This is a genomic window from Gemmatimonadaceae bacterium (assembly GCA_037721215.1).
In the GTDB taxonomy this organism is placed as follows: domain Bacteria; phylum Gemmatimonadota; class Gemmatimonadetes; order Gemmatimonadales; family Gemmatimonadaceae; genus UBA4720.
Genome location: JBBJNV010000010.1, coordinates 115,223 through 128,369, shown reverse-complemented (window position 1 = coordinate 128,369; position 13,147 = coordinate 115,223). Strand labels below are relative to the sequence as shown.

13 protein-coding genes are annotated in these 13,147 nt (G+C 60.9%); 3 read left to right on the top strand and 10 right to left on the bottom strand.

Going from position 1 to position 13,147, the window contains the following annotated elements:
* Positions 1–205, top strand: a 205-nt coding sequence (locus tag WKF55_07230; GenBank protein ID MEJ7759371.1) for a hypothetical protein, incomplete at its 5' end; no start/stop codon positions are given.
* Between the two features lie 466 nt (positions 206–671).
* On the opposite strand, the gene WKF55_07225 is transcribed toward WKF55_07230, so the two are convergent.
* The 5 genes from WKF55_07225 to WKF55_07205 all read right to left on the bottom strand — a co-directional run bounded on the left by WKF55_07225 (position 672) and on the right by WKF55_07205 (position 4,617).
* The gene (locus WKF55_07225) at positions 672–1,001 is read right to left on the bottom strand and encodes a metalloregulator ArsR/SmtB family transcription factor (protein MEJ7759370.1); all 330 of its coding nucleotides are present in this window, start codon (positions 999–1,001) and stop codon (positions 672–674) included.
* 378 nt (positions 1,002–1,379) lie between these two features.
* Positions 1,380–2,795, bottom strand: a complete 1,416-nt coding sequence (locus tag WKF55_07220; protein ID MEJ7759369.1) for a rhodanese-like domain-containing protein — start codon at positions 2,793–2,795, stop codon at positions 1,380–1,382.
* 15 nt (positions 2,796–2,810) lie between these two features.
* Positions 2,811–3,587 (bottom strand): sulfite exporter TauE/SafE family protein, encoded by a 777-nt coding sequence (locus WKF55_07215; GenBank protein ID MEJ7759368.1) that lies wholly within the window; start codon positions 3,585–3,587, stop codon positions 2,811–2,813.
* Positions 3,584–4,177, bottom strand: coding sequence for a rhodanese-like domain-containing protein (locus WKF55_07210; GenBank protein MEJ7759367.1), 594 nt, complete (start codon positions 4,175–4,177; stop codon positions 3,584–3,586). Before WKF55_07210 ends, WKF55_07215 begins: the two co-directional genes overlap by 4 nt.
* Positions 4,178–4,278: 101 nt before the next feature.
* The gene (locus WKF55_07205; GenBank protein ID MEJ7759366.1) at positions 4,279–4,617 is read right to left on the bottom strand and encodes a hypothetical protein; all 339 of its coding nucleotides are present in this window, start codon (positions 4,615–4,617) and stop codon (positions 4,279–4,281) included.
* 108 nt (positions 4,618–4,725) lie between these two features.
* Between WKF55_07205 and WKF55_07200 the strand changes: the two genes are divergently transcribed.
* Positions 4,726–5,181, top strand: coding sequence for a MerR family transcriptional regulator (locus tag WKF55_07200; protein ID MEJ7759365.1), 456 nt, complete (start codon positions 4,726–4,728; stop codon positions 5,179–5,181).
* Complete coding sequence (locus WKF55_07195; GenBank protein MEJ7759364.1) at positions 5,181–5,570, top strand: YnfA family protein; 390 nt, start codon at positions 5,181–5,183, stop codon at positions 5,568–5,570. Before WKF55_07200 ends, WKF55_07195 begins: the two co-directional genes overlap by 1 nt.
* A gap of 62 nt (positions 5,571–5,632) precedes the next feature.
* Here the strand turns inward: WKF55_07195 and WKF55_07190 are convergent, their stop codons facing one another.
* The 5 genes from WKF55_07190 to WKF55_07170 form a co-directional block, all read right to left on the bottom strand.
* On the bottom strand, positions 5,633–6,643 hold the full coding sequence (locus WKF55_07190; GenBank protein ID MEJ7759363.1) for a cation diffusion facilitator family transporter: 1,011 nt from the start codon (positions 6,641–6,643) through the stop codon (positions 5,633–5,635).
* Positions 6,640–9,828 (bottom strand): CusA/CzcA family heavy metal efflux RND transporter, encoded by a 3,189-nt coding sequence (locus WKF55_07185; protein MEJ7759362.1) that lies wholly within the window; start codon positions 9,826–9,828, stop codon positions 6,640–6,642. Before WKF55_07185 ends, WKF55_07190 begins: the two co-directional genes overlap by 4 nt.
* A gap of 9 nt (positions 9,829–9,837) precedes the next feature.
* Complete coding sequence (locus WKF55_07180) at positions 9,838–11,109, bottom strand: efflux RND transporter periplasmic adaptor subunit (protein ID MEJ7759361.1); 1,272 nt, start codon at positions 11,107–11,109, stop codon at positions 9,838–9,840.
* The gene (locus WKF55_07175) at positions 11,106–12,449 is read right to left on the bottom strand and encodes a TolC family protein (protein MEJ7759360.1); all 1,344 of its coding nucleotides are present in this window, start codon (positions 12,447–12,449) and stop codon (positions 11,106–11,108) included. The genes WKF55_07180 and WKF55_07175 overlap by 4 nt, the downstream gene beginning before the upstream one ends.
* A 198-nt stretch (positions 12,450–12,647) precedes the next feature.
* A complete protein-coding gene (locus WKF55_07170) occupies positions 12,648–13,091 on the bottom strand; it encodes a hypothetical protein (protein MEJ7759359.1) in 444 nt (147 codons plus the stop codon).
* Between the last annotated feature and the right edge of the window lie 56 nt (positions 13,092–13,147).

Genomic DNA, 13,147 nt, shown 5'->3' with positions numbered 1-13,147 from the left:
CCGGACCTTTCAGCAGAATCTTTTCGTTGGTGTCGGCGTCGTGCACATTCTCGGGATCACTGCGGCACTCCTCAAACTGATTGGACCGGTTCAGGCCGCGGTCATCCACCTCGGTCCCGACATCCTGGTATTTCTCAACTCCGTAAGGCTGCTCAGAATGAATCTTGGATCTTCTCCCGATCGAGTGGGCGAATATGGGGGCTAAACCCGGTCAGTGGCGCGTTGTGCGTTTACTGTGACACCGTTGCCCGTTCATCCGCGACCCCTATCGGACTGCATCAGATTCGGGGGCGTGAGCACTTCGGCTTTGATCCGATATCGTTGGGTTGGGCTGCATTGCCACGGCGACGGCAATTTGCCGCATGCAGGATTATCGCCGCCTCCGCGTTTGGACCAAGGCGCACGCGCACGCACTGAACATTCGCCGCATGCTTTGCGCCCTGCGGGCGAAGGTCCTCGAGTCCCCCGGCCGGAGAGGACAAGTCACGGTGCGCAGTAAAACAGAAAAACGGTGAACTGAAAAACAGGAAACTCAAAACACGCCACTGTGCACTACCCGGGGGTTCTCTCGCCCCCGAACCGCCCACGCGATCGGGAGAAGACCCTGAATCTTGGGGGCCAAAGCATCGCCGAGTTGGCGCGAGGATTCCGATGAGCTGGAGCGGCCGCGATCAGAGAGCGAGAATTGCCATGCGTGCCTTCATGTCGCTTTCAAGTCTTCCGCACATTATATCGCAGAGCCGGAAGACAGTCTTGTCCGCGAGGGAGTAGTACACGAAAAGGCCTTCCTTGCTGCGCGTCACGAAGCCCCGGCTGTGGAGGAGTTGCAGGTGTTTTGACACATTGGCTTGTCCGAGTCCGGTCTGCACAACGAGATCGCCAACAGTCAGCTCGCCGCCTCGCAGACAGTTGAGAATTTGCAGTCGAGCGGGCTCAGCGAGCGCCTTGAAGCGCTCGGCGACCAGGGCAAGGACTTCAGGGGTCAGTTTCAGATTGCTCATCTACGTATCCTCCCAACCTCGTTCACGCGCTCCTTCAGATTGCAACTACTGACGGTTGATGAGACAACTGCTTGGTTGTATAGTATATCAATGCACCTCGCAAAAATACTGGGGCGCCGAGCCGGTTCTCCGCCGGCCCCGCTACGTTTGTCCCAGCACGTTGGCGGTATCGGTGCGATGCTGACCTGTCCTTGCCACGCGGTCCCAATCCTCCTCGTGCTCGGGGGAACTGCGGGAGGTGCATGGCTCGCCCAGCATTTCACGTTGCTTGTTGCAGGTCTCGGCGCGCTTTTCCTGCTCTCGCTCTGGCTCTTGTTCCGGCCAAAGCTCGGTAAGTGGGGCGGGGATTGCAGCACTTGCGAGGTTGTGCAGGAACCATCATTGCTCAACCGGCAGTCCCTCGCTCCGCCACGCGGTAATGCCACCGGTGAGATTGATGACATTGTCGAACCCGTGCGCCTGGAGCACGCTCGCCGCAATCGCTGACCGGCCCCCCGCCTGGCAGTGCACGACAACTGGCTGGTCCCGGGAAATATCGGCGAGCCGCTCGGGAAGGTATCCGAGCGGTATGTGTTTTATACCGGCGAGATGACCAGCTTCCCACTCGGATGATCCCCGCACATCGAGCACCTGAACTTCGCCAGCCTTTAAGCGCTCTGACAATTGCCGGGCGCTGATCTGGGCAACGACACCGAGCTTGTTTCCGCGACTGGTCCATTCATCGAATACGCTGCCCGCGAAGTACCCGGCCAGTCGGTCGAGGCCGATCATTGCGAGATCCCGCGCCGCTTCGCCAACGCGCTCGGTCGGCGCGATGAGATAAAAATCGCGGCCGTACGGAAGGAGTGAGCCGGCCCAGGTGTTGAAGCTCTTGTCGAGCGGAATGTTGATTGTGCCGGGAATATGTCCCGCCGCGAACTCGGCGGGCGGTCGCGTATCGACTACGAGGTCGTGCGCTTCAAGCAGTTTCCCGATCGCTTCTGGAGCAAGCTCGGCAGGCTGGGGGAGTTCTCCGAGGATGCGCGGGCCCGCCTTGTTCATCCGCTTCATCTCGGCGAAATACTTCGGCGGTTCCGGCTGTCCTGCGAGCACCTGCTCTACAAAAGTTTTTTCATCGTCGATGTTCAACCCCCAGTTGACCATCCGCTCGTAGCCGACCGTCGACTGTGGCACCGCGCCCAGTGATTTGCCGCAAGCGGAACCTGCGCCGTGGCCTGGCCAGATCTGGATGTAGTCGTCGAGCTGCTTGAACTTATTGAGGCTTCGGAAGAGAGTTCGTGCGCTCGCATCCATTGTGCCCTCCATCTTCGCGGCTTTCTCGAGCAGGTCAGGCCTGCCCACGTCGCCTACGAAAACGAAGTCACCGGTGAGTACTCCAATCGGATTGTCGGAGGCGGGGGTATCAGTGACGAGAAAGACAATGTGCTCCGGGGTGTGCCCGGGAGTGTGCATCACATCGATTTTCAGATTCCCCACCATGAAGGTGTCGCCGTCGTGGAGCAATCGCGCGCCAGCGTCCGCGGCGAACGCATACTTCCAATCTGCGTCGCCCTCATCCGAAAGTAGCAGCGCGGCGCCGGTCTGATGTGCGAGCTCGCGGGCTCCCGAAACGAAATCGGCGTGGATGTGAGTCTCGGCTACATGCGTAACGCGAAGGCCGTCATCGCCTGCGGCGCGGCGATATTGTCCGGCGTCCCGATTGGGGTCGACCACCAGACACTCCCCGGTGGCGGCACAGCCGATCAGGTAGCTCGCTTGCGCGAGCTTCGAATCATAAATGCGTTTGAGGATCATTGGTCGTTTCCCCGGTTACAGCAGCCCGAATGCCGCTCTGCTCTGGTAAAGAATGAAGGCTCCCATCAGCATCAGGAGAACCGCGAATCCCCGCTTGAGCGTTCGCTGAGCTATGAATCGCACCAGGTATGTGCCAGCAAGGATCCCAGCGATGGCGATGGCAGTGAAGCCGAACAGGAATGTCCACGGCACGCTGACAGTCGTGGAATAACCGGCGAATCCGGCAACCGAATTCAGTGCGATAACAAGGAGCGATGTCCCAATCGCCTGCGTAATCGGAACACGAGCGAGAAGAACCAGGGCCGGTACGACCATAAATCCTCCTCCGGTTCCGACAAGTCCCGTCAACAGGCCGACGCCGATGGCAACAGGGACGAGTAGTGCCAGCGATGCGCCGGACCGCGTGTCGGTGGCCACCGGAGACGTATCCTCCTGCCCAGCTGCTGCCCGGAACATGAAGACCGCGGCGATGATCATCACAACAGCTAGAAGCGTCAACTGCACCGCCCCCGCGAAAAGGACTGACAGCCGGGCCCCGATGTATGATCCGATCATTGCGATCGCTCCGAAACTCACCGCTGTTCGGAAATGGACATTACCTGCTTTCCAGTGGCCCGCCGCGCCAACGAGGCTGGTTGCTCCGACCACTGGCAGGCTCATCGCGATCGCCAGTTTCGGATCGAAGCCGAGCAAGTAGACAAATATGGGGACTGTGAGGATAGATCCGCCGGCCCCCATCAATCCGAGCGAGAGCCCGACGACTGCGGCAAGCGCGTACCCCAGAACAATCATCGCCGCCTAATCGGCGATGAGAGTTGGCGTACCATTGACTGCACGTCGCAGGAAGCTGTGCGATTATAGGGCAGCTTCGCGATAAGCATTCCCATCATGCATGTGTCGGTGATTCCAGCGAAGACGAGCCCGCTGCCGACCAATGCGGGAACAGCGGCAAAGAGCGGATTTACGAATAGCGCGAGGAAACCGCCGGTGGCAGCCAGTGCACCGGCCGCAATTCGCACTTGTCGCTCGAGGGACATGCGTCTGGCACCCCTAATAACTGGCTGCCCAGTTGCCGCCCACGCATCGACGCCCCCGTCCAGGATCATCAGGTTCGCCATTCCCGCCCCGCGCAGAGCACCATCGGCTTTCCGCGCACGCTGGCCGCTCTGGCACACCAGAACTATTGGATCGCTGCCCGACTTGCTGATTTCGCGGCTGTATTCGTCCAGCCGGTCGAGCGGGACATTAATGGCTTCGCGGATGTGAGCGGTTGCGTATTCACCGGGGGTGCGCACATCGAGGAGGCGAACCCCAGGTTGCTTCCGGAGGAGTGCCGCCAGCGCGTCAGGGGCAATTACAGAGGGCGAGTGCGTTTTGGTCATGATCGGGGATCCGAGGTCGCAGTGTGTCGGGAGACGGAGAGTGACAACAACTGTAGTATATAACTATATAGTGGTAGTAGCAACTTTCGGCTTCGTGGTTGTTACCGAATGGCAGGCATCGCCGCGTCAAGAAACTCCCGCGTGCCGGAGGGACCAGTTAGCCGAAGCCAGAGCGGCCCGCCATCGGACGCGACCTCGATCACGAAGTTGAGGAACGGGCAGCACTTTCGTTCGTTGCTCACATAGCGGGCGATGTCATCGAAGTTTTCGCTGTCAAAGCGAAATGCGTAACCGTCCGGGCTGCCGAGCCGCTCGCGGACGTCTTCCTTCAATAGCCGGGACAGAAGCGCGAAGTGCGCGTCTCTCTCATCGGCTGGAATGCCCCCCGGGACGCACGCGATGACTTGCGAGGACGAGGGCTCTGACTTGGTTTGTTTCATACCTGCCTGCATGATGACTCCGTGAGTGTACGACTATTGCGACTCTCGTCCGGACATTACAACTTCAAGCACACTTGAGGTCAAGCCCAAGCGGGAGGGGAAATCGCAATGGACATGATGAGCATCGGCGAGGTGGCTAGCCGTTCAGGGTTCGCCGCGTCAGCGATCCGTTACTACGAAAGCCTGGGTCTGTTACCGCGTCCGGCTCGCGCAGGTGGCAAGCGGCGTTACGATGAGACCGTGCTCAGGTGGCTTGCTCTCATAGCGCTTGCGAGGGAAGCCGGCTTCACGATGGCCGAAACGCGGCAGTTGATCCGCGGGTTCGAGCCCGGCACGAGGCCGGCGACGCGGTGGGAGGCGCTGGCTACCCGCAAGCTTGCAGAGATCGACGTACAGGTCGCACGTGTATCGAGGATGAGGAGGGTGCTTAAGCGCGCACTCGCCTGTAGCTGTCTGCGTCTCGAGGATTGCGGCTGCTCGCCCATTGCTGCGCCTCCACGGGTGCGCGCGCCAAACACCAGGGCGCGCCATCGCCAGCACGTGGCTACCAAGGGGAATCGGTGATGGATCCGGCGCAACTCACCCCCTCCGGCGGAACGGCCGTCGCTGGAATGACTGCGGCCATCCTCCTGCGCTCGATAGCGCTGTTCGTTGTGGCGGGACTCATGGAGATTGGCGGCGGCTACCTCGTGTGGCTCTGGCTCCGCGAAGGACGCGCCGTGTTCGTCGGTGTCATTGGCGGACTGCTCCTGTTTCTGTACGGTGTCGTCCCAACCCTTCAGCCCGCGCACTTCGGTCGTGTCTATGCGGCGTATGGCGGAGTTTTTGTGGTGCTGTCGCTATTATGGGGGTGGTGGGTTGACGGCCACCGGCCCGACGTGCCGGATATTGCAGGGGGCGTGCTTTGTCTCGCCGGCGTCGCCGTGATCATGTACTGGCCGCGCGCCGCGTAGTCGAGGAGGTTTAGAGATTGCGCTCGTATCTCTTCCGCTGAAACGGTGCCTGCCATCCCAACTCACTTTAGTGGAGTTGCGTACACATCTGCGGTTGTGTGGCAAGCGAAGCACCCCGAATCGTCGTGTCCGGGCGGATCGATCTGAATGGTGATGTGCCCGATCCCGAAATCATCGTTCAACACATTGCGTAAGGCGAGCAGAACCGCTGCTGGCTCGACATCATCGCTTTTTACGTGCGCAGAGAGCGCGACCATACCGCTTGTTATTGACCATACGTGAAGATCATGAACGTCCGTTATCCCGCCTACCCGGGACATCGACGCTCGCACGACTTCGACGTCGATGTTGCCGGGCGCCTCCTCCATGAGAATGGCAACAGTCTCTCTGAGGAGCGCCCACGATGAGTAAATGACGAGAATTCCAATCAGCACAGAAATCAGCGGATCCACCCAGTTCCAGCCATAAATCCAGATGAGCGTTCCGCCGATCATCGCTCCGACGCTGCCGATTGCATCAGTGAGTACGTGGAGCCACGCACCCCGCACGTTTAGGCTTTCATGGCGTTGCGAATTGAGGATCCACAAGCCGAGCATGTTTACGAGCAGCCCGCCGACGGCGATCCAGATCATCAGGCCGCCCTGTACTTCCGGCGGCCGGCTGAATCTGTGATATGCCTGGACGAAGATCAGCAGTGAGATGGCGACAAGCGTCGCGCCATTGACCAGTGCTGCAAGGATTTCTGTGCGATGGTAACCGTACGTTCGCCGCGAGGTCGCTGGTCTCTGGGCGATCCATACTGCGAATAGTGACAGCGCCAGGGCACCGGCGTCGGACAACATGTGACCGGCGTCGGCCATCAACGCAAGGGAGTTGGTGAGCCACCCTCCTACAGCCTCGGCCACCATGTAGAACGAGACGAGAACGAGCACCGTCGCAAGCCGCCGCCGGCTCGCTCCGGCGCCGTGATTGTGTGATTCACCGGGACGATGATTGTGTGGGTCCGGCTTCGTATCCGGGCTGGGGTTCGTAAGCAAGTTCCCACCAGAACCGCCAGCATGAGGCTGTGTCATTGTCGAACCGCTCCCGGAAGTGTCACACCGCCAGTGGGTGACATTGTCAGCGCGCGCCGCGAAATGCGCCGTTCGACCCGGCCTTCGATCCAACTATACAGAGTTGGAAGCACCAGCAGTGTAAGCAAAGTGGATGTGACGAGTCCGCCGATCACGACCGTAGCCAGCGGTCTCTGTACTTCGGCCCCCGTTCCATGGGAAAAGGCAACCGGAAGAAATCCGAACGACGCGACGAGCGCGGTCATCAGGACCGGCCTGAGCCGCGACCGAGCTCCCTCCAGCGCTGCGTCCTCTGCCGACGCACCGGCCTGCCGCGTCCGCTGAACAGTCGTGAGCAGAACCAGGCCGTTGAGTACGGCGACGCCAAACAAAGCGATGAAGCCGATTGACGCCGAAACCGAGAGGTGAAGCCCGCGGCCCCAGAGCGCAAGAATTCCGCCGACGGCCGCGAACGGAAGGTTTGTAAGTACGAGCAGGGCAAGGGTCCACGATCCGAGAGACATGAACAGCAATCCCGCAATAAGAGCAATCGACACCGGGACCACAAACTTGAGCCTGCTCATCGCCCGTTGCTGATTCTCGAACTCTCCTCCATACGTGACGAACATCCCCGGCGGTACGATTACGTTGCGCCCGATGGTGGCCTGCACCTCATCCACAAACCCGCCGAGATCCCGGCCCGCGACATTCGCCTGCACGACGACAAGTCGTTGCGCTGACTCACGGCTAACCTGGACCGGCCCCGACTCCAGCGCTATCTCCGCCAGCTGTGACAACGCTATTCGAGCTCCGCCGGGAGCCGGTACGGTAATAGCACCGATCGCCTCCGGAGATGTTCTAAGTGCTGCAGGATACTGAACTACAACGTCCAGCGTGTAGCTCCCATCGACTACCTGCGAAACCGGACGACCTCCGACCGCCGTCTCCAAAGCCTCCTGAACCTCGGCCATCGGAATTCCGAAACGCGCCATTGCATCGCGGTTCATGCGCACGTTGAGGTATCCCTGGCCTTCCGTGGCCTCAACGCGAACCTCGGTTGCACCAGACACGGTGCGAACCACAGCCGCGACTTTCTCGGCAACTTCCCGGTTCGCGCGTGAATCGTCTCCGAACACCTTGACCGCAAGATCTGCCCGAACACCGGAGATGAGCTCGTCGAGCCTCATCGCCATGGGTTGAGTAAAAGCGACACCAACACCAGGCACGCGATCGTCAAGGCGATGCTCGATCTCCTCGACCAGGCTGTCTTTGTCGACGCCCGGCCTCCATTCCGAACGTGGTTTGAGCATCACGAACACGTCCGCCCGGTTCAACCCCATGGGATCGCTTCCGACTTCCGGCCTCCCAACGCGGCTTACAACTGTCGTGACCTCAGGACTCATCCGAACAGTCCGCTCGAGTTCGCGCTGCATCTCTACCGACCTCGTCAAGGAAACTCCCGGATCTCTCGTCGCTTCAATAAGTAAAGAGCCCTCGTCGAGCTCGGGCAGAAATTCCGTTCCGAGAAGTGGTACAACGAACATGGACGCCGCGAATATCCCGACCGCAATTCCGAGTGTAGCGGCCGGCCGTGCAATCGATCGCGCCAAAATCGGCGCGTATCGTCCGTCGAGCCACCGAGAAAGCCTTATTGCCACCCGCGATTCGGGAGCCCCCTTCCTGAACACCCACGTTGCGGCCGCTGGAATGAAAGCCAGCGCGAGGAGCAGACTGCCGAAGAGCGCGATTGCGACAGTGATTGCCATCGGCCTGAACATCCGTGCTTCGAGCCCCTGCAACGACAGTATCGGGATGTAAACCAGCATGATGATGAGAACGCCAAAGCCGATCGGTCGTCCCACCTCGCGAGCTGCGCCGGCTATCCGCTTGAATAATCCGTCGGCGGTGAATGGAAATTCCCCGTCTTCCTCATCCTGATGCAACGTCTTCACAAAGTGTTCGGTCATCACCACCGACCCATCGACTATCATCCCGAAATCGATGGCGCCGAGGCTCATAAGATTCGCCGAAAGTCCAAGCCAGCGCATTCCGACAAACGCAAATAGCAGCGACAGCGGAATCGTCGCCGCCACTATGAATGCCGCGCGGATGTTCCCGAGAAACAACAGCAGGATCGCGATCACCAGGAAGCCACCCTCGACGAGATTTGTCTGAACGGTCCTGAGAGTACCGTTCACCAGATCTGTCTGGTCGTAGAAGGGGGTTAGCACCACTCCCGCAGGCAGGGTCTTGTTGATTTCGGCAGCCCGGTCCCTGACGCGTCTCACCACTTCACGACCGTTCTCCCCGCGAAGCATCATCACGATGCCGCTCATCACTTCCCCCGTTCCATCCCGCGACACGGCACCCTGCCGGAGCTCAGATCCGTAGGCTATTTGTGCAACGTCCCCCACCAGCACGGGTATTCCCGCAGTCGTACTTCGAATGACCGTCCGCGCGAGATCATCAGGGCCGGTTGCCTGGCCGAGGCCTCTCAGTATGTATTGCTCATCGCGATGTTCGAGATAGCCACCGGCGGCAACGCTGTTATTCGCTTCGATTGCCTCGACGACATCGTGCAGGGTCAAGCCGTACCTGACGAGCTGCTCGGGGGAGATGACAACCTGTACCTGTCTGACGAATCCGCCGAATGCGTTTACCTCGGTAACGCCGGCGACTGTTCGGAGTTGCGGTCTGACAACCCTGTCATGCAGCGTGCGCAGATCGGTCAAACTCGTTCGCTCGGCAGTACTGGACGCGCGGGACGTATCTTCCAGAGTGTAGTGATAGATCTCGCTGTTGGCCGCCGAGAGCGGACCGAGCGATACCTCCACCTGCTGAGGAAGGCTGGAGCGAACGCTCTGGAGGCGTTCGGAGACAAGCGTCCTCGCGAAATAAAGGTCGACGCCGTCCTCGAAGACGACCGTTATCGCGGCAAACGCGTACTTTGAGATCGATCGAACCAGCGTAACTCGTGGAATTCCGTTCAGCGCGACTTCAATCGGAAAGGAGGCGAGCCGCTCTACTTCGACTGGCGACAGGCCGGGTGCCTCCACCAGCACCTGCACCTGGACGTCTGTCAGATCAGGGAATGCGTCGACGCGGAGAGTTCGCAGGGCCCACACCCCGCCGCCGACAAGCGCGGCCACGAGAACCATTACGGTCATCCGTCGGCGTACCGCCCAACCAATCAGTTTTTCGATCACCTGACGGACCTAGTGCTCATCCGAGAATGACGCTTTCGCGAGCTCGGACTTGAGTGTGAAAGCGCCACGTATCACCACCCGCTCGCCGGCCTTGACTCCACTGGCGATCGCTACGCGGCCGGATGTCGAATTACCCGATCCCGGCGGAGCGAGCGAGGCAACCTGGACTATGCGTTTCTCAAACGTGCGGGGCGCGACCTCCACAAAAAGCAGCCGGTTGCTGCCGTCAGTGACGAGTGCCGTTTCGGGAATCGTCAGAACTGACCCGGTCGTCGGACTCGTACCACCGGGGGCGGTGGCGGTGGCGAGGGCGGCCCCCATCGTAACCGGGAACTGAACGCTGGCGAACATTCCCGGCCGTAGCGCCCCGCCACGGTTGGATACGTGGATCACTGCGCGAACCGTTCTTGTTGTCGGGTTCAGTTCCGAATGAAGTCGCTCCACAGTTCCGGCAAACCGGAGATTCGGATAGGCGGGAATACGGATCGATGCGTCGAGCCCAATTCGCAAGAGCGACAACGCTCGCTCCGGTACCTCTGCGACTACGTCAACCACTGACAGGTCCGCGATTTTGAAAAGCGGGGTGCCGGCTTCGACCGCTGTTCCCGCCAGCACGCTTGCTTCGATTATCGTCCCGCCGAATGGTGCCGCTACGGCCAGTACGAGGCTTGGCTCGGCGCCTCCCTCGACGCGTCTGATCAGGGCAGTTCCGGCACCGAGCAGAGACAACCGCCGCCGTGCTGCACTCACCAGTGCCGACGCGCCTTGAGCGTCCGGTGTACCTGCGAGTATGCTGGCTCGCCGGGCCGCCTGTGCCAGATCATTCTGAGCAGTGAGGAATGCCGGGCTCGTCAGGAGTGCCACGGTTTGGCCTGCGCGCACATGATCGCCTTCGACAACGGGAAGGCGTTCGATCCGGCCCGATGTACGCGGTGATATTATCGCCACCCTTCGAGGATCGTGCTCCACCTGGCCCGGCACATCCAGAGCCGCCCGCTCGGCGACCACCGGCTCGGCGGTCACCTCGGCTACGCCAATCCCCGCGGTCGCCATTTCCGCCTCGGTGAGCGTGACGCGGCTCTCGTCGCCGTGTTCTTCGCCAGCATGTTTGTCGCTATCGCCCGCACTTGCCGCTTCGGCGCTCCCGCCAGCCGGGCCGGAGGCGTTATCGCCGTTTGATTTGCTGTCACTACAACCCGCAAAAGCAGAAGCGGCAAACGCGGATATTGCCAGCGCAATAAGAGCTTGGGATGGCTGTCGATAAGATGAGTACAATTTCATCGGCTGCTCCCCGGACGGAGACCTGCGGCCTCGGCGATTCCGTTGTAAAAATCCTCCATCGCTTCAGCGGCCTCGATTCGCGCACGAATGCGGTCGATTTCGGCCCGCGCCAATGCTCGTTCGAAATCAAGGAGCTCGGTCAGAGACAACTCGCCCGATCGGAATGTTGCGAGCGCATTTTCACGTTCTTCGCGTGCTCCACGGAGCAGCGCGCTCTCATAGACAGACAGTCGGGCTCGCGCCGCTTCGTGCCGATCGCGCGCGATTGCCAGTATTGTGCGAAGCGTCGCGAGTGTGCCCCGCTCCTCCGCGTTCACCACTCGTGCTTCGAGTCCGGCAGCTTCGGCCCTTGCCCGGTTTCCACGTCGTGCCGTGAAGGGAAGGCTCGTTGAAAAGGAAATCGCGGGACCAAAAGAAATACCTCCGCGTTGGTCCTCGAATCGCTGGCCTCCAACACTGGCTGTGATTCGCCGGCCCTGCTCCGCGACGAGCACGCGTTGAGCGGCGGCTGCGCGCGCGACACGTGCAGCGGACATGGCGAGGATTCCAGACCGTGCGAGAAGGCTGTCAATGTCGAGGACAGGCATCAGCATGAGGGAGAGGGGGCTCACCTCGATCGAATCGAGCACGGCTCGCAGCTGTCTACCGGTGGCCGTATCGGACGTCGACCCCACAAGCCCTGTCATCGCTGCCCGCGCGGCGCGCACTTCGGTGATCGCCGCAGCACGATCGGCCTGAACGCGGAGCCGTTCAGTTCGCAGTCGAAGTACATCTACGTAACGGGCGTCGCCCACCGCAAATCGGCCGCGGATAGAACCTTCCGCGGAGGCGAGGATCCCGTCTTCAGCAGCAAGACGCCGTGCGATCGTCCCCCACGCCGAAAGCCGAACGGAGTGTCGGTCAAGTGACGCAAGGAGCCGTTGCTCGGTGATTGCTATGGCAGCGCGAGCCACAGTTACGTTCGACATAGCCGCGTTTCTCTGTGATGACCGTAGTGCGCCGCTCAGGAATTCCTGCTCGATGCCGACAGTCAACGAACCCCCGTCAGAGATGTCAACTCCGCGGGGAATCTCCTCGGCTTCGGCCGCGAGAATGGCAACGGGCCTGTGACCGGCGGCGCGCACACCGGCTTCGGCGGCGCGCAGTGCCAGCCGACGCGCGAGAAGTTCGGGATTATTTGCAACCAGCGCGTCGCGAAGGCCGTCGCCAATGTTGACGGAGTCACGAGCCGCGGGCCGAAGCGTGCGCGGTTCCGAGGCTGGAGCTCGAGACTGTCCTGATGCGAGATCAGGAACAAGGAACCAGCCGCAGCTCCCGGCGAGCACGGTGACAAGACCCACGATGGATCGAATATGATGAGTGATCAATGCCTTTCCCTGTATAAATCGTATTGCAGGCCCGAACGGGCCTGAAACGCGCGTGGAGTTGCCCGAGGAACGCCGGGCAGCTGCATGAAGTCACGAGATTTGGGGGCGCGCCGAATGGGCGCACAAACCAGTCAGGCTGCGCTTAAGGCGCGGGCCGGCTGGCTTCGAAGGCTACGCTTGGGGAGGGCGGATACGCGGTTCGACGGTTACGCTCGCGGGCATCCGGTCGGACGCTCCCGGAACGTGGGATCGGGGATTAGCGACAACCGGTCGGGTTGCGGAGATCCCGGGAATGCCACCGTGGGCGTGAATGCAGTGGCAGACATGCGCCGAGTGGCCGGTAGACGGCGCTTCCCCTGAGTGACGTTCCGGCGCTGGAGCGATACCGGGGGTTTGATCAGCCATTTCGGCCGCGAACAATCCCGCGGCTTCTACCTCGGCTAGCGAGGCATCGCCATCGTGAACATCCGCGATCAGCGTTTCGGCGGAAAAGCCGATGAACGCCAGCGCAAGGAACGTCGCGGTTACACGGCGAAGGACCGCAGCCCGCTCTGCGAAGTGGCGGGTTGATGCAATCCAGGCGCGGGCATAGCTTATGTATGAACGAATGCTCATATGAGCAGGTAACCTATAGCACCGGAGAAAATGCCGCAAGCGACGAGACATGGATC